This window comes from Cellulosimicrobium sp. MI9406 (genome assembly GCF_040595865.1).
GTDB classification, from domain to species: domain Bacteria; phylum Actinomycetota; class Actinomycetes; order Actinomycetales; family Cellulomonadaceae; genus Cellulosimicrobium; species Cellulosimicrobium funkei.
Genome location: NZ_JALIZI010000011.1, coordinates 93,920 through 108,785, shown reverse-complemented (window position 1 = coordinate 108,785; position 14,866 = coordinate 93,920). Strand labels below are relative to the sequence as shown.

Below are 14,866 nucleotides of genomic sequence, written 5' to 3'. Positions count from 1 at the left end.
GGGACCCGCCCTCAGATCCAGCCGTGCCGCCGCGCGGCGTGCGCGGCCTCGTGCCGGTTCGCGGCGCCCAGCTTGGCCGCCGCGGACGAGAGGTAGTTGCGCACCGTGCCGGGCGCGAGGTGCGCACGCGTCGCGATCTCCTCGACGGGGGCGCCGTCGGCCGCGAGCTCGAGCACGTCGGCCTCGCGCGGCGTGAGCGGGCTCGCGCCCGCGGCGATCGCTTCCGCGGCGAGCTCCGGGTCCACGTAGCGGCCGCCGTCGCGCACCTGGCGCACGACGTCCGCGAGGACGCGCGCCGAGACGGTCTTCGGGAGGAAACCCCGCGCGCCCGCCTCGAGCGCGCGCTTGAGGTAGCCCGGACGTCCGTGGCTCGTGACGATGACGACGCCGCACGACGGCAGCTCACCGGCGAGCCGCTGCGCGACCTCGACCCCGTCGAGGCCCGGCATCTGGAGGTCGAGCACGGCGACGTCGGGCCGGAGCTTGAGCGCGGCCGCGACGGCCTCGGGGCCGGACGCCGCCTGCGCCACGATCTCGAGGTCGTCCTCGAGCGCGAGGAGCGACGCGACGGCGTCGCGGATGAGGTTCTCGTCGTCGGCGAGGAGGATGCGGATCACGCCGGGGTGGTCCTCTCGGGGAGCGGGGACGGGGACGCGCGGTGGGGACGGGCGGCGTCGGGCACGCGGGCCACGAGCCCGAACCGCCCGTCGTCGACCCACGTCTCGAGGCGACCGCCGGCGCCCTCCAGGCGTTCGCGGAGCCCGACGAGGCCCGACCCGCCGCCGGTGCGCGGCGTCGTCGGGACGCCGTCGTTGACGACCTCCACGACGCTCGACGCCCCGTCGCGGTGGACCGTGATGGTGCAGGTGCGCGCGGTCGAGTGCCGCACGACGTTCGTCACGGCCTCCCGGACCGCCCACGCGAGCGCCTCCTGCGCGTCCTCGCCCACGGGGGTCTCGTCGCCGTGCACGGTCGTCTCGATCCCGGCGGACCGCAGGACGGACCGCGCCCCGGCCAGCTCGGCGCCGAGGTCGGCCGTGCGGTAGCCCGCGACGACGGCGCGCACCTCGCGCAGCGCGTCCTGCGCGATGCGGCGGACCTCGAGCATCTGCTCCTCGGCGCCGGGGCGGCCGCGGGCCGCCAGCTCCGCCGCGAGCTCGCTCTTCACGGCGACGACGGACAGGGTGCGCCCGAAGACGTCGTGCAGGTCGCGCGAGAACCGCAGCCGCTCCTCCGCGACGGCGAGGCGGGCGTGGAGCACGCGCGTGCGCTCCTGCTCCCACACGACGCCGAGCATCCAGACCGAGGCGCGGTACGAGCCGAAGACGCCGAGCAGCATGACCAGGACCGAGAGGCCGAGGCCCACCGCCATGCCCGCCGTCCTCGCGGTCACGGGCCCGGTGCCCATCCACACGGAGCACCCGGTGACGACGGCGAGGACCAGCGCGACGAGCGCGACCCGCCGGAAGGTGAGCAGGGGGACGAGCGCCAGCACCCCGTAGCCGAGGCCCAGGAGCAGCCCGTAGTAGCGGCCGCTCGCGGCGACGTCGTCGACGCCGTCCACGGGGAAGGTGCCGACGGCGAGCGCGGCGACCGCGAGCGAGAGGACCCCGAGGAGGACGAGCAGGACCGGGTGGACGCGGCGTCCGCCGAGGAAGTGCCCGATCCCGGCGCGCAGCGCGAGGATGCAGACGACCGTGTGCACGAGGACGAGCGCCAGCCAGAACCGCGCCACCGACGGGTCGAACGTCGGGTCGCTCCCGATGAGGGCGAGCGCGATGAGGGGCTCGGTCCCCGAGAGGAAGTAGAGCGACCATCGGGTGTAGGAGTCGAACCGTTCGGGGCCGGTCCGACGGCTCCACACGTCGAGGAACGTGCGCGGTCGGGTGATCACGACGACCAGCCTCGCACGCGGACCGCGTGCGAGGCCGTGACAGTCGTCATGAGGTGGGTGCCCCGGGCACCCGTGGACGGCTCAGTCCCGGCGGACGTCCGCGCCGAGCGCGACCAGCTTGTCCTGGAAGTTCTCGTAGCCGCGGTCGATGAGGCTGATGCCGCGCACGGTCGACGTGCCCTTCGCGGCGAGCGCGGCGATGAGGTGGGAGAAGCCGCCGCGCAGGTCGGGCACCTCGATGTCGGCAGCGGCGAGCGGCGTCGGGCCCGAGATGACCGCGGAGTGGTGGAAGTTGCGCTGCCCGAACCGGCAGTCGCGCCCGCCCAGGCACTCCTTGTAGACCTGGATGGTCGCGCCCATGCCGCGCAGCGCGTCCGTGAAGCCGAAGCGGTTCTCGTAGACCGTCTCGTGCACGATCGACAGGCCCTTGGCCTGGGTGAGCGCCACGACGAGCGGCTGCTGCCAGTCCGTCATGAAGCCCGGGTGCACGTCCGTCTCGAGCACGATCGGCGACAGGTCGCCGCCCGGGTGCCAGAACCGGATGCCGTCGTCCTGGACGTCGAACCGGCCGCCGACCTTCCGGAACGTGTTGAGGAACATCATCATCTCGGGCTGCGTCGCGCCCTTGACCGTGATGTCGCCGCCCGTCGCCAGCGCGGCCGACGCCCACGAGGCCGCCTCGATGCGGTCGCCGAGCGCGGTGTGCGTGTAGCCGTCGAGGCGGTCGACGCCCTCGATGCGGATCACGCGGTCGGTGTCGACCGAGATGATCGCCCCCATCTTCTGGAGCACCGCGATGAGGTCCATGATCTCGGGCTCGATCGCGGCGTTCGCGAGCTCCGTGATGCCCTCGGCGCGCACCGCGGTCAGCAGGAGCTGCTCGGTCGCGCCCACCGACGGGTACGGCAGCGCGATCTTCGTGCCCTGGAGGCGACGCGGGGCACGGATGTGGATGCCGTTCTCCCGCTTGTCCACCACCGCGCCGAACTGGCGCAGGATGTCCAGGTGGTAGTTGATCGGCCGGTCGCCGATCCGGCAGCCGCCCAGGTCCGGGATGAACGCCTCACCGAGACGGTGCAGCAGCGGGCCGCAGAACAGGATGGGGATGCGGCTCGAGCCCGCGTGCGCGTCGATGTCCGCGACGTGCGCCGACTCGACGTTCGACGGGTCCAGGTCGAGGATCCCCGCGTCCGGGTCGGACTTCACGGTCACGCCGTGCAGCTCCAGCAACCCCGTCACGACGCCCACGTCGCGGATCTGCGGCACGTTGCGCAGCACGCTCGGCGACTCCCCCAGCAACGACGCCACCATCGCCTTCGACACGAAGTTCTTCGCGCCGCGCACGGTGATCGTCCCGTCCAGCGGGGTCCCGCCGTCGACGTACAGCACATCCTTCATGAGCTCTGGTCGCCCTCTCGCCAAGCCGATGGTCGTGGTGCCCCTGCGGGCAGGGCCCGCGTGCGGGGCCGCGGACGGCCGTTCCGCGCGCGCGGGTCCCGTGCGTGCCAACGTGCGGCACCCGGAGATTATTCACCCCCTGCGGGGGTGCTCGCCGCCGAACGGACGGTGGCGGCCGTCCCCGACACGTTACTCCCCGGTACGTCCGCGCGGGACGAGCGCCCAGAACCGCGAGACAGAGCCTCCATCGCGCGAGGTAGAGCCCCGGTCGCGCGAGGTAGAGGCGTGGTCGTGACCACGCCTCTACCTCGGCGGACCAAGGCTCTACCTCGGCGGGGTGGGTGGCCGGGTCAGACGGCGTTCGCGTCGAACGCCGCGACGTACCGGTCGATCTCGGCGAGGTAGGCCGCGCGCTGCGAGTCGCCGAGCCACGACGCCTCGAACGAGTTCCTCGCGAGCTGCACGACCTCCTCCGTCGTGAGGCCCGCCGCCTCCGCGAGCGCGACGTAGTTCTCCGCGACGTAGCCGCCGAAGTACGCCGGGTCGTCGGAGTTCACGGTGACGCGCACGCCCGAGCGCAGCAGGCCGGCGATCTCGGTCGCCTTCATGTCGTCGGTGACGAACGAGTTCGAGATCGGGCACGTCGTGAGGCCCAGCCCGCGCTCGCGCACGACGTCGACGAGCGCCGGGTCCTCCACGACGTTCGTGCCGTGGTCCACCCGGTCCACGCCGATCTCGTCGAGCACGGTCCGGATGTTGTCGATGCTGCCGACCTGGTCGATGTCGCAGTGCATCGTCAGCCGGTACCCGAGCTCGCGGGCGCGCGCGAACACGTCCGCGAACTTCTGCGGCGGGTTGTCGCGCTCGTCGGAGTCGAGCCCGACGCCCAGGATCTTGTCGCGGAACGGCACCGACGCCTCGAGCGTCTCGGCCGCGCTCTGCGCGGAGTGGTCGCGCAGGAAGCACAGGATGAGGTGCGCGTCGATGCCGTGCTTGCTCGGCGCCTCGGCCGCGGCGCGGTGGTACCCGGTCACGACCGCCTCGAACGGCACGCCGCGCGACGTGTGCGCCTGCGGGTCGAAGAACATCTCGGCGTGCTTCACGCCGTCCGCCGCCGCGCGGGCGAGGTAGGCGTCGGCGAGCTCGTAGAAGTCGTCCGCGGTCTGCAGCACCTCCATCGCCGGGTAGTACACGGCGAGGAAGCTCGTCAGGGAGTCGAACGCGTACGTCGCGCGCACCTCCTCGACCGTCGACTGGCCGATGTCGATGCCGTTGCGCTGCGCGAGGCGCAGCTTGAGGTCGGGCTCGAGCGTGCCCTCCAGGTGCAGGTGCAGCTCGGCCTTCGGCAGGCCGGTGACGAACTCGCGGGTGGGCGTCGTGGGCGCGGGCATGGGTCTCCTTCTCGGTCGGTGTCCCCCGGGACCATCTTCTCCCGGGCACGACGACGGCGGCGCACCCGGGTGGGGTGGCCGCCGTCTGGTCGCGCCGGGACGGGAGAACCCGTCAGAGCAGCCGACCGCCGGTCACGCCGATGCGGTCACCGGTGATGTAGCTCGACTCCTGCGAGGCGAAGAACACGTACGCGGGCGCGAGCTCGGCCGGCTGCCCGGCACGGCCGAGGGGCGTGTCGGCACCGAACTGCTCGACCTTCTCCTCCGGCATCGTGGCCGGGATGAGCGGCGTCCAGATCGGCCCGGGCGCCACGGCGTTGACGCGGATCCCCTCGGGCGCGAGCTGCTGCGCCAGCCCCTTGGTGAAGTTGAGGATCGCCGCCTTGGTGCTGGCGTAGTCGAGCAGCGGAGGGCTCGGGTCGAACGCCTGGACGGAGGTCGTGTTGATGATCGCGCCGCCGCTGGGCAGGTGGTCGAGCGCCGCCTGCGTGATCCAGAACAGCGCGTAGACGTTCGTCTTGAGGACCCGGTCGAGCTGCTCGGTCGTGATCCCCCGCAGCCCCTCGTCCTGCGCCATCTGGTACGCCGCGTTGTTCACCAGCACGTCGAGCCCACCGAGGCCCGCGACGGCGTCCGCGACGAGCTGCCGGCAGAACTCCTCGTCGCGGATGTCGCCCGGCAGCAGCACGGCCGTGCGGCCCGCGTCCTCGATCCACCGGGCCGTCGTGCGGGCGTCCTCCTCCTCTTCCGGGAGGTACGAGATCGCGACGTCCGCGCCCTCGCGCGCGAACGCGATCGCGACCGCCCGGCCGATGCCCGAGTCACCGCCGGTGATCAGCGCCCGCTTCCCGTCGAGCCGGCCCGACCCCCGGTAGGTGGTCTCCCCGTGGTCCGGCTCCTGCGACATGTCGCCCGTGCGTCCCGGCGGCTGGAGCTGGTCGGCGGGCTGCTCCGGCTGCGGCTCCTGCGTCGTGGGGTCCTGCGGCGTGGTCTGGTCGGACATGAGCAACTCTCCTGTCGTCGTTCGGCGGAACGTCCAGCATGAGGGCGTCCGCGCGCGCTCGCAGCGCGCCCGCCTGTGCGCCGACGACCCGAGTGCTGGTCCGCCGAGACCGGGCCCACGCGGTACGCGAGCACGACGCCCGCAGAGCCCGGCCCCGAGCTGCTCGTGCACCTCTCGCTCGCGCCGCGTCAGCGCAGGCACGACCTCATCCACGGAGCCCGCTAAGGTACTTCGCATGCGAAACGACAGCCCGGCGACGGTGGGCTCCGACGAGCTGCGGATCCAGATCCCGGCGGGCGGCTGGGTCGTCGGCACGGTGCGCAAGCCCGCCGAGAAGTCCCCCCGCGGTGTCGTGGTGATCCACCCCGCGACCGCGGTCCCCGAGCGCCTGTACACGGGGTTCGCGGAGTTCCTCGCCACCCACGGCTACGTCGCCGTCACCTACGACTACCGCGGCACGGGCCGGTCCGGCAGCCCCCGCGACCACCGCGGCCTGCGCATGCGCGACTGGATGGCCGACGACGTCCCCGCGGTCGCCGCGTGGGCCCGCCCGCGGTTCGGCGACGTGCCACAGCTCGCCGTCGGGCACAGCATCGGCGGGCACGCGCTCGCGCTCGGCAAGGGCTCACGGGGCCTGGCCGGGTTCGTCACGGTCGCGTCCCACGTCGCCGCGACGTCCGCGATCCCCGACCGCGCCGAGCGAGCGCGCGTCCGACTGATCCTGCGGGCGCTCGGCCCCGCGACGGCCCGGGTGCTCGGCCACGTCCCCGGCCGTCGTCTGAGCCTCGGGGAGGACATGCCTGCCGCCGCGATGCTCGAGTGGAGCCGCTGGTCGACCATGCCGGGCTACTTCTTCGACGACCCGACCATGCACGCCGCCGCGGACGCGGCACGCGTCACGGGCGACGTCCTCGCCGTCGGGTTCACCGACGACCCGTGGGCCACCCCGGCGCAGATCGACGCGATCACCGACCGCCTCACGGCCGCCCACGTCGAGCGCCGCACCTGGAGCCCCGCCGACGGCGACGTGGAGGCGATCGGCCACATGGGCTTCTTCCGCCGCGGCCTGCGGGACACGCTCTGGCCCGAGCTCCTCGCCTGGCTCGACGCCCGCGCCGCGGCCGCCCCGTCGCAGCAGGACGGGAACGTCCACTTCCCCGCCAGGAAGCCGCGACGATGACGGGCCGCCCGCCGCGGCTGGTGCTCCTCACCACCGCGGCGGAGCGCCAGATGCGGCGCTGGATCGCGCGCCGCGGCAGCGCGCGCACGACCGGGGACGGCCGCCCGGGACTCGGGGCCGCCGCCGCCGGCGTGCTGCTGCACCTCGCCACCCACCCCGGCGCGACGATCGGCGAGGTGACGGCCGCGCTGCAGGCCTCCCCCGCCGGCACCAGCGGCCTGCTCGCCCGCATGGAGCGCGCGGACCTCGTGCGCCGTCGCGCCGACCCCGACGACCGCCGCACCGTCCGCCTGGACCTCACGCCCACCGGCACCGCGGCGCTCGACGACGTGCGCGCCGCGCTGGCCGAGCTGAACGACCGCCTCACCGAGGGCTTCACCCCGGACGAGCTGGCCACCGTCGCCCGCTGGCTCGAGCACGTGACGCGGACGCTCGCCTAGCCGCACCGGCGGGTCGCCCGGCGGACCGTCCGCCTCCCCTGCGAGGGCGCGCGGGGGCACGTTCGTCGTCCCCCCGCGCCCCGCATGGACACCGGACAGCGCGAGGCCCGGACCTGGAGAAAGCAGGTCCGGGCCTCGGCTCGGGTGGTCGCCCGCGCGGGCGACCGCGTCTCACGGGTCAGAAGTTGATCATGTGCCCCGCGAGGCCGTGGATCGACTCCTGGACGGCCTCGGACAGCGTCGGGTGGGTGTGCACGTTGCGCGCCACCTCGTTGACGGTGAGGTCCCACTTCTGCGCGAGCGTGAGCTCGGGCAGCATCTCGGAGACGTCGGGGCCGATGAGGTGGCCGCCGAGGAGCTCGCCGTAGGTCTCGTCGGAGATGAGCTTGACGAAGCCGACCGGGTCGCCGAGGCCGTGCGCCTTGCCGTTCGCCATGAACGGGAAGGACGCGACCTTGACCTGGTAGCCCTCGTCGCGCGCCTGCTGCTCGGTGAGGCCGAAGCTCGCGACCTGCGGCTGGCAGAACGTCGCGCGCGGCATCATGCGGTAGTCGCCGAGCGTGAGGGTCTCGGCCCCGCCGATGGTCTCCGCCGCGACGACGCCCTGCGCCTCCGCGACGTGCGCGAGCATGAGCTTCGCGGTGACGTCGCCGATCGCGTAGATGTGCTCGACGTTGGTGCGCATGACGTCGTCGATCGCGATGGCGCCGCGCTCGGTGAGCTGGACACCGGTGTTCTCCAGGCCGAAGCCCTCGACGTTGGGCGCGAAGCCGACGGCCATGAGGACCTTGTCGACGACGATCTCGCCCGGCTTGTCGTCCTTGACGCCCTTGTAGCTGACGGTGACGCCGTCGGCGCCGTTGTCCTTGACCGTCTGGACGGCGGTCGAGGTGAGCAGGTTGACGCCGAGCTTCTTGTACTGCTTGGCGATCTCCTTCGACACGTCGGCGTCCTCGTTGGGCAGCGCGCGGTCGAGGAACTCGATGATCGTCACGTCCACGCCGTAGTTCTTGAGGACGTAGGCGAACTCCATGCCGATCGCGCCCGCGCCGACGATGGCGATGGAGCGGGGCAGGTCGCGCGTGAGGATCTGCTTCTCGTACGTGACGACGTTCTCGGACAGCTCGACGCCCGGGAGCAGTCGCACCTTCGAGCCGGTCGCGATGATGACGTTGTCGAACGTCACCTGGTCGGTCGAGCCGTCGGCGAGCTTCACGTCGAGCGTGTGCGCGTCGCGGAACGTGCCGCGGCCGTCGTACTCGGTGATCTTGTTCTTCTTCATGAGGAAGTGCACGCCCTTGACGCGCCCCTCCGCGACGGTGCGCGAGCGGTCGAACGCCGCGCCGAAGTCGAAGCTGACCTCTCCGGAGATGCCGAAGGTCTTCGCGTCGTGCTGGAAGATGTGCGCGAGCTCGGCGTTGCGCAGGAGCGCCTTGGACGGGATGCAGCCCACGTTGAGGCACACCCCACCCCAGTACTTCTCCTCCACGACCGCGACCGACAGACCCAGCTGGGCTGCACGGATCGCGGCCACGTAACCACCGGGACCTGCACCGAGGACGACGACGTCGTAGTGGGATGCCATGGCCTCAAGCCTACTGGCGCAGCATCGGCCGTGGCGCGCCCGCGTGCGCGACGTCCGCCACACCGCCGGGGCGCCGAGCACGGGGTGGGCGACGGGAATCGCCTCGATCCGGTCGCCGGTCCCGTGCTCGGCGCCCCCGCGCCGGCGGGTGCGGTCCTGCGACGCGTGGTGGGGGCGGAGTCGCTACGATGCTGCGGCCGCGTCCACTCGACCAGCGGGCCCGTGCGCGGCGACACGGGCCGGCGCACGGAGCACCCACCCATGGCCTTCGGACTCGCTGCCCTCCTGGACGACATCGCGGCGTTCGCCAAGCTCGCGGCCGCCTCGATCGACGACGTCGGCGCGGCCGCCGGGCGTGCGAGCGCGAAGGCGACGGGCGTCGTCATCGACGACACCGCCGTCACGCCCCGCTACGTCGAGGGCCTGGCGGCCAAGCGCGAGCTGCCGGTCATCAAGCGCATCGCGACGGGGTCGCTGCGCAACAAGCTGCTCTTCATCCTCCCGGCGATCCTGCTGCTGAGCCAGTTCCTGCCCTTCCTGCTCACGCCGCTGCTCATGCTCGGCGGCACGTACCTCGCGTTCGAGGGCGCGGAGAAGCTGTGGGAGCTCGTCTCGGGGCGGCACCACGCCGAGGTCGAGACGAAGACCGAGAAGAAGGCGGTCGACGAGGACTCGGTGGTGTCCAGCGCGGTCCGCACCGACTTCATCCTCAGCGCGGAGATCATGGTCATCGCGCTCAACGAGGTCGCCTCGGAGAACTTCTGGTCGCGTCTGATCATCCTCGTGATCGTGGCGATCCTCATCACGGTCCTCGTCTACGGGGTCGTGGCGCTCATCGTGAAGATGGACGACATCGGCCTGCACCTCGCGAAGCGCGACACGCCCTGGGTCCAGTCGTTCGGGCGCGGGCTCGTGAGCGCGATGCCGAAGGTCATGTCCGTCATCTCGATCGTCGGGATCGTCGCGATGCTCTGGGTGGGCGGCCACATCCTGCTGCAGGGCACGTACGACCTCGGCTGGCACGGTCCGTACGACGTCGTGCACCACCTCGAGCACGCGGTGACCGGGGTCGCGGGCGTGGGCGGGTTCCTCGGCTGGCTCGTCAACACGGCGTGCTCCGCCGTCGTCGGGATCCTGGTCGGCGGCGTGGTGGTCCTCGTGGCGCACCTGATCCCGCGCCGCAAGCACGGCGAGCCCGCCGCGACCGAGCCGACGACGCCGGACGCCCCGGCACCGACCGCCGGCTGAGCCCACGCCGGGCCGAGCGGCCTGGTTGGATGAGGCATGGACTCCGGCACCTGGACCAACATCGGCCTCGTCCTGCTCTTCATCCTCGTCGGCGGCGTCTTCGCCGGGACCGAGATCGCGCTCGTCTCGCTGCGCGAGAGCCAGGTCGCCCGCATCGAGAAGCAGTCGGCGCGCGGCGCGCGGGTCGCGGCGGTCGCGCGCGACCCCAACCGCTTCCTCGCCGCCGTGCAGATCGGCGTCACCGTGGCGGGCTTCTTCTCGGCCGCGTACGGCGCGTCGACGCTCGCGCCGGACCTCGCGCCCGCGCTCGAGGACCTGGGGCTGTCGACCGGGCTCGCGGACACCGTCGCGCTCGTGGGACTCACCCTCGTCATCGCCTACCTCTCCCTGGTGCTCGGCGAGCTCGTGCCCAAGCGCATCGCGCTCCAGCGCTCGGCGGGCGTCGCGCTCGTCGTCGCCCCTCCCCTGGACCGCTTCGCGACCCTCATGCGGCCCGTCATCTGGCTGCTGTCGCGCTCGACCGACGGCGTCGTGCGGCTGCTCGGCGGCGACCCCTCGGCGCGCAGCGAGGAGATGAGCGAGGAGGAGCTGCGCGAGATCGTGCTCGCGCACGAGTCGCTGCCCGAGGACGAGCGCCGCATCCTCGACGACGTGTTCGCGGCGGGCGACCGCTCGCTCGCCGAGGCGATGACGCCGCGCGGCGAGGTCGCGTTCCTCGCGGCCGACACCCCCCTCGCGGACGCCGCCGAGACGGTCGCGGCGGGCCCGTACTCGCGCTACCCGGTGACGGGCGACGACTTCGACGACGTCGTCGGGTTCCTCCACGTGCGCGACCTCCTCGGCCGGGACTGCCCCGACCACCCGCCGACGGCCCCGGCGACGGGGCGTGCCCTCATCGTGCGCGACGTCGTGCGGCCCATCCTCGCGCTGCCCGCGACGAACACCGTGCTGCCTGCGATGTCGCAGATGCGGCGCGAGGGCGTGCACATCGCCGTCGTCGTGGACGAGTACGGCGGCACCGACGGGATCGTCACGCTCGAGGACCTCGTCGAGGAGCTCGTGGGCGACATCCGCGACGAGTACGACGCCGACGAGCCGTCGCCCGCGCGCGAGCACGGCGCGACGACGAGCGTCGACGCCGGACAGACGATCGAGGAGTTCGCGCGCCGCACGGGCGTCGAGCTGCCCGACGGCCCGTACGAGACCGTCGCCGGCTTCGTCCTGGCGCAGCTCGGGCGCCTCGCCGTCGTGGGCGACCACGTCGACGCGGACGGCTACCGGCTCACGGTGACCGACGTCGCGCGGCGGCGCATCGTGCGCGTGGACGTCGTCCCGCTCCCCTGACCGCTCACCGCAGGGAACGGTCGCGTCCCGGCACCTCGGACGCGGCCGTCTCCCGCGCTCAGCGGTGTGGGTGGGGCCGCGTAGCGTCGGGTGGATGAGCGCAGCGACGACGGAGACAGGGTCGGGGATCAAGGTCGGGGTGGTCGGGAGCTTCGGCTCCGCCGCCCAGGTGCTGGAGATGGCGGTCGGGGCGGAGGACGCCGGCTGGGACGGGTTCTTCTCGTGGGACGGGCTGAGCCTGCTGTCCATGCCGGTCGACACGTTCGACCCGTGGGCCGTGCTCGCCGCGGCGGCGGTCCGGACCGAGCGGATCACGCTGGGGGCGATGGTCTTCGCGCTCCCCCGCCGCAAGCCGTGGGAGGTCGTGCGCCAGGCGCTGACCGTCGACCACCTGTCGGGCGGTCGCCTCGTGCTGCCGGTCGGCGTCGGCGTGCTCGACGACGGCGGCTTCTCCGCCGTGCCGGGTCAGCCGCAGTCGCTGCGCGAGCGCGCCGAGCTGCTCGACGACGCGCTCGCCTACCTCGACCGCGCGTGGACCGGCGAGCGGTTCACCTTCGAGGGAACCCACGTGCGGACCGGGGAGATGCAGTTCCTGCCGCCCCCGGTCGAGCGCGCCGTCGTCGGCCACCACGTGCCGGTCTGGCCGGTCGGCGTGTGGGACGCCGAGCGCCCGCCGGTGCGCTCGCTCGACCGCACCCTGCGGGCCGACGGGATCGTGCTCCAGCTCCGCGGCGACCGCGGCTTCGACGTGCCCACGCCCGACGACGTCTCCGCCCTCGTCGGCTGGCTCACCACGCGGCGCGCCGAGCTGGGCCTCGACGCGGCCCGGCCGTTCGACGTCGTCGTGCAGGGCGAGCTCCCGGCGGACCGCTCCGCGGCGGCCGACCAGCTCGCCGGCCTCGCCGACGCCGGAGCGACCTGGTGGGTCGAGTCCCGCTGGAACCCCGAGACCGCGACCCCGGAGTCGCTGCTCGCCGCGATCCATGCGGGCCCGCCCCGTCCCTGAGCAGGGACGGGGCGAGGCGACGCACGCACGGGCTCGGCCGCGCGACGTGTCGGCGACACGATCACGGGCGGGCTCTGGGGTGGTGACGACGGGTCGTGGCGGGCCTGGCGGGAGCAGGGCGAGGGACGAGCCCTGCGGAGGGTAGACCCGTCGTCACCACCCCAGAGCCCGACCACGGACCCGAAGAATCAGACCGGCCGCGCCGCCTCGATCTCGACCTTGGGCAGCGTCTTCGCCGGCAGCGTCTTCGGGCGCCACGACGCGCGCGTCGCCTCGAACGCGGAGATCTCGTCCTCGTGCTGGAGCGTGAGGCCGATGTCGTCGAGACCCTCCATGAGGCGCCAGCGCGTGTAGTCGTCGATGTGGAACGGCACGGTGACGTCGAGCGCCGACGCGGTGCGGGCGACGAGGTCGACCGTCACCTCGGTGCCCGGGTTGGTCTCGAGGATCTTCCAGAGCAGCTCGACGTCCTCCTGCGCGACGATGCCCGCGACGAGGCCCTGCTTGCCCGAGTTGCCGCGGAAGATGTCGGCGAAGCGCGACGCGAGGACGACGCGGAAGCCGTAGTCCTTGAGCGCCCAGACGGCGTGCTCGCGCGACGAGCCGGTGCCGAAGTCAGGCCCGGCGACGAGCACGGAGCCCGCACGGTAGGCGTCCTGGTTGAGGACGAACGTGGGGTCGCCGCGCCAGGCGGCGAACAGCGCGTCCTCGAACCCGGTGCGCGTCACGCGCTTGAGGTAGACGGCGGGGATGATCTGGTCGGTGTCGACGTTGCTGCGGCGCAGCGGGACGCCGACGCCGGTGTGGGTCGTGAACTTCTCCATGGCAGGAACCTCTTCGGGTCTTCGGGGCGACGAGTGGGGCAGCGCGGCGCGGGTGGCTCAGACCTGCACGAGGACGCGCGGGTCGAGCGGCGCGAGCGGCGTGCCGTCGAAGGACGTGATGTCGGTGCCCTCGGGCAGGTCGAGGTCGCTCAGCGAGGAGAGCGTCCCGCGCAGCGCGGTGGCGGCGGCGACGAGCGGCGACACGAGGTGCGTGCGCCCGCCCTTGCCCTGGCGGCCCTCGAAGTTGCGGTTCGACGTCGAGGCGGCGCGCTCGCCCGGCTGGAGCTGGTCGGGGTTCATGCCCAGGCACATCGAGCAGCCGGCGTTGCGCCACTCCGCGCCGAAGTCGAGGAAGATCTGGTCGAGGCCCTCGGCCTCGGCCTGGAGGCGCACGCGCGCGGACGCCGGGACGACGAGGACGCGGACGCCGTCGGCCTTCTTCTTGCCCTGCACGACCTTCGCGACCGAGCGCAGGTCCTCGATGCGACCGTTGGTGCACGACCCGATGAACACGGTGTCGACGGGGATCTCGCGCAGCGGCTGGCCGGGCGTGAGACCCATGTACTCGATCGCGCGCTCGGCGGCGACGCGCTCGTTCTCGTCCGCGATCTGCTCGGGGACGGGCACGGTCGCGGAGATGGGCAGGCCCTGGCCGGGGTTGGTGCCCCACGTGACGAAGGGCTCGAGGTCGGACGCGCGGAGCGTGACCTCGGTGTCGAACACGGCGTCGTCGTCGGAGCGCAGCGTGCGCCAGTACTCGACGGCCGCGTCCCAGTCGGCGCCCTCGGGCGCGTGCGGGCGGCCCTTGAGGTACTCGAACGTGGTGTCGTCCGGGGCGATCATGCCGGCGCGCGCGCCCGCCTCGATCGACATGTTGCAGATCGTCATCCGCGCCTCCATGGAGAGCTTGCGGATGGCCTCGCCGCGGTACTCCAGGACGTAGCCCTGGCCGCCGCCGGTGCCGATCTTGGCGATGATCGCGAGGATGATGTCCTTGCTCGTGGCGCCGGGCGGCAGCTCGCCGTCGACGTTGATCGCCATGGTCTTGAACGGGGCGAGCGGGAGCGTCTGCGTGGCGAGCACGTGCTCGACCTCGGACGTGCCGATGCCGAACGCGAGCGCACCGAACGCGCCGTGCGTCGAGGTGTGCGAGTCGCCGCACACGACCGTCAGGCCGGGCATGGTGAGCCCGAGCTGCGGTCCGACCTGGTGCACGATGCCCTGGTCGGCGTCGCCGAGCGAGTGGATGCGGACGCCGAACTCGCGCGCGTTGTTGCGCAGCGTGTCGATCTGCGTGCGGCTCGTGAGGTCCGCGATCGGCAGGTCGATGTCGAGCGTCGGCGTGTTGTGGTCCTCGGTCGCGATGGTGAGGTCGGGGCGGCGGACCGGGCGGCCCGCGAGGCGCAGCCCCTCGAACGCCTGGGGGCTGGTGACCTCGTGCACGAGGTGGAGGTCGATGTAGAGGAGGTCGGGCGACCCGTCGGCGCCTCGTCGCACCAGGTGCGCGTCCCAGACCTTCTCCGCCAGCGTGCCGGCCATGTAGCTCATCTCCT

At 72.9% G+C, this 14,866-nt stretch carries 13 protein-coding genes; 5 read left to right on the top strand and 8 right to left on the bottom strand.

Annotation, left to right across the window (positions count from 1 at the left end):
- Positions 1-11: 11 nt before the first annotated feature.
- From MT994_RS18615 to MT994_RS18595, 5 genes are all read right to left on the bottom strand, one after another.
- Complete coding sequence (locus tag MT994_RS18615) at positions 12-617, bottom strand: response regulator transcription factor (RefSeq protein ID WP_043654878.1); 606 nt, start codon at positions 615-617, stop codon at positions 12-14.
- The gene (locus MT994_RS18610; RefSeq protein ID WP_354807474.1) at positions 614-1,894 is read right to left on the bottom strand and encodes a sensor histidine kinase; all 1,281 of its coding nucleotides are present in this window, start codon (positions 1,892-1,894) and stop codon (positions 614-616) included. The genes MT994_RS18615 and MT994_RS18610 overlap by 4 nt, the downstream gene beginning before the upstream one ends.
- Before the next feature lie 81 nt (positions 1,895-1,975).
- Positions 1,976-3,292, bottom strand: coding sequence for a UDP-N-acetylglucosamine 1-carboxyvinyltransferase (murA, locus tag MT994_RS18605; RefSeq protein WP_061266819.1), 1,317 nt, complete (start codon positions 3,290-3,292; stop codon positions 1,976-1,978).
- 350 nt (positions 3,293-3,642) lie between these two features.
- Positions 3,643-4,683 carry an adenosine deaminase gene (locus tag MT994_RS18600; protein ID WP_021481137.1) on the bottom strand — a complete coding sequence of 347 codons (1,041 nt, stop codon included), beginning with the start codon at positions 4,681-4,683 and terminating at the stop codon, positions 3,643-3,645.
- Positions 4,684-4,795: 112 nt separating this feature from the next.
- A complete protein-coding gene (locus MT994_RS18595; RefSeq protein WP_085387641.1) occupies positions 4,796-5,686 on the bottom strand; it encodes an SDR family oxidoreductase in 891 nt (296 codons plus the stop codon).
- A gap of 235 nt (positions 5,687-5,921) precedes the next feature.
- Between MT994_RS18595 and MT994_RS18590 the strand changes: the two genes are divergently transcribed.
- Together MT994_RS18590 and MT994_RS18585 are read left to right on the top strand one after the other, a co-directional pair.
- On the top strand, positions 5,922-6,866 hold the full coding sequence (locus MT994_RS18590) for an alpha/beta fold hydrolase (RefSeq protein ID WP_354807472.1): 945 nt from the start codon (positions 5,922-5,924) through the stop codon (positions 6,864-6,866).
- On the top strand, positions 6,863-7,306 hold the full coding sequence (locus MT994_RS18585) for a MarR family winged helix-turn-helix transcriptional regulator (protein ID WP_354807470.1): 444 nt from the start codon (positions 6,863-6,865) through the stop codon (positions 7,304-7,306). Before MT994_RS18590 ends, MT994_RS18585 begins: the two co-directional genes overlap by 4 nt.
- A 178-nt stretch (positions 7,307-7,484) precedes the next feature.
- Here MT994_RS18585 and lpdA read toward each other — a convergent pair whose 3' ends face one another.
- The gene (gene lpdA, locus MT994_RS18580; protein ID WP_021483176.1) at positions 7,485-8,891 is read right to left on the bottom strand and encodes a dihydrolipoyl dehydrogenase; all 1,407 of its coding nucleotides are present in this window, start codon (positions 8,889-8,891) and stop codon (positions 7,485-7,487) included.
- A 261-nt stretch (positions 8,892-9,152) separates the two neighbouring features.
- On the opposite strand from lpdA, the gene MT994_RS18575 reads away from it, so the two are divergent.
- The 3 genes from MT994_RS18575 (at position 9,153) to MT994_RS18565 (ending at position 12,489) form a co-directional block, all read left to right on the top strand.
- Complete coding sequence (locus MT994_RS18575; protein ID WP_354807469.1) at positions 9,153-10,139, top strand: DUF808 domain-containing protein; 987 nt, start codon at positions 9,153-9,155, stop codon at positions 10,137-10,139.
- Between the two features lie 36 nt (positions 10,140-10,175).
- Entirely contained in the window at positions 10,176-11,483 is a 1,308-nt protein-coding gene (locus MT994_RS18570) for a hemolysin family protein (RefSeq protein WP_354807467.1), read from the top strand.
- Positions 11,484-11,577: 94 nt separating this feature from the next.
- Positions 11,578-12,489, top strand: coding sequence for an LLM class flavin-dependent oxidoreductase (locus tag MT994_RS18565; RefSeq protein WP_354807466.1), 912 nt, complete (start codon positions 11,578-11,580; stop codon positions 12,487-12,489).
- A 188-nt stretch (positions 12,490-12,677) separates the two neighbouring features.
- Here MT994_RS18565 and leuD read toward each other — a convergent pair whose 3' ends face one another.
- Both leuD and leuC read right to left on the bottom strand, forming a co-directional pair.
- Positions 12,678-13,313, bottom strand: coding sequence for a 3-isopropylmalate dehydratase small subunit (gene leuD, locus MT994_RS18560; RefSeq protein WP_354807464.1), 636 nt, complete (start codon positions 13,311-13,313; stop codon positions 12,678-12,680).
- A 57-nt stretch (positions 13,314-13,370) separates the two neighbouring features.
- Positions 13,371-14,852, bottom strand: coding sequence for a 3-isopropylmalate dehydratase large subunit (gene leuC, locus MT994_RS18555; protein WP_061266852.1), 1,482 nt, complete (start codon positions 14,850-14,852; stop codon positions 13,371-13,373).
- Positions 14,853-14,866: the final 14 nt, after the last annotated feature.

Excerpts from the sequence above, each read along its gene's own strand:
- murA (WP_061266819.1), bottom strand. The coding sequence starts at position 3,292 with ATGAAGGATGTGCTGTACGTCGACGGCGGGACCCCGCTGGACGGGACG.
- MT994_RS18600 (WP_021481137.1), bottom strand. The coding sequence starts at position 4,683 with ATGCCCGCGCCCACGACGCCCACCCGCGAGTTCGTCACCGGCCTGCCG.
- MT994_RS18595 (WP_085387641.1), bottom strand. The coding sequence starts at position 5,686 with ATGTCCGACCAGACCACGCCGCAGGACCCCACGACGCAGGAGCCGCAG.
- MT994_RS18590 (WP_354807472.1), top strand. The coding sequence starts at position 5,922 with ATGCGAAACGACAGCCCGGCGACGGTGGGCTCCGACGAGCTGCGGATC.
- MT994_RS18585 (WP_354807470.1), top strand. The coding sequence starts at position 6,863 with ATGACGGGCCGCCCGCCGCGGCTGGTGCTCCTCACCACCGCGGCGGAG.
- lpdA (WP_021483176.1), bottom strand. The coding sequence starts at position 8,891 with ATGGCATCCCACTACGACGTCGTCGTCCTCGGTGCAGGTCCCGGTGGT.
- MT994_RS18575 (WP_354807469.1), top strand. The coding sequence starts at position 9,153 with ATGGCCTTCGGACTCGCTGCCCTCCTGGACGACATCGCGGCGTTCGCC.
- MT994_RS18570 (WP_354807467.1), top strand. The coding sequence starts at position 10,176 with ATGGACTCCGGCACCTGGACCAACATCGGCCTCGTCCTGCTCTTCATC.
- MT994_RS18565 (WP_354807466.1), top strand. The coding sequence starts at position 11,578 with ATGAGCGCAGCGACGACGGAGACAGGGTCGGGGATCAAGGTCGGGGTG.
- leuD (WP_354807464.1), bottom strand. The coding sequence starts at position 13,313 with ATGGAGAAGTTCACGACCCACACCGGCGTCGGCGTCCCGCTGCGCCGC.
- leuC (WP_061266852.1), bottom strand. The coding sequence starts at position 14,852 with ATGGCCGGCACGCTGGCGGAGAAGGTCTGGGACGCGCACCTGGTGCGA.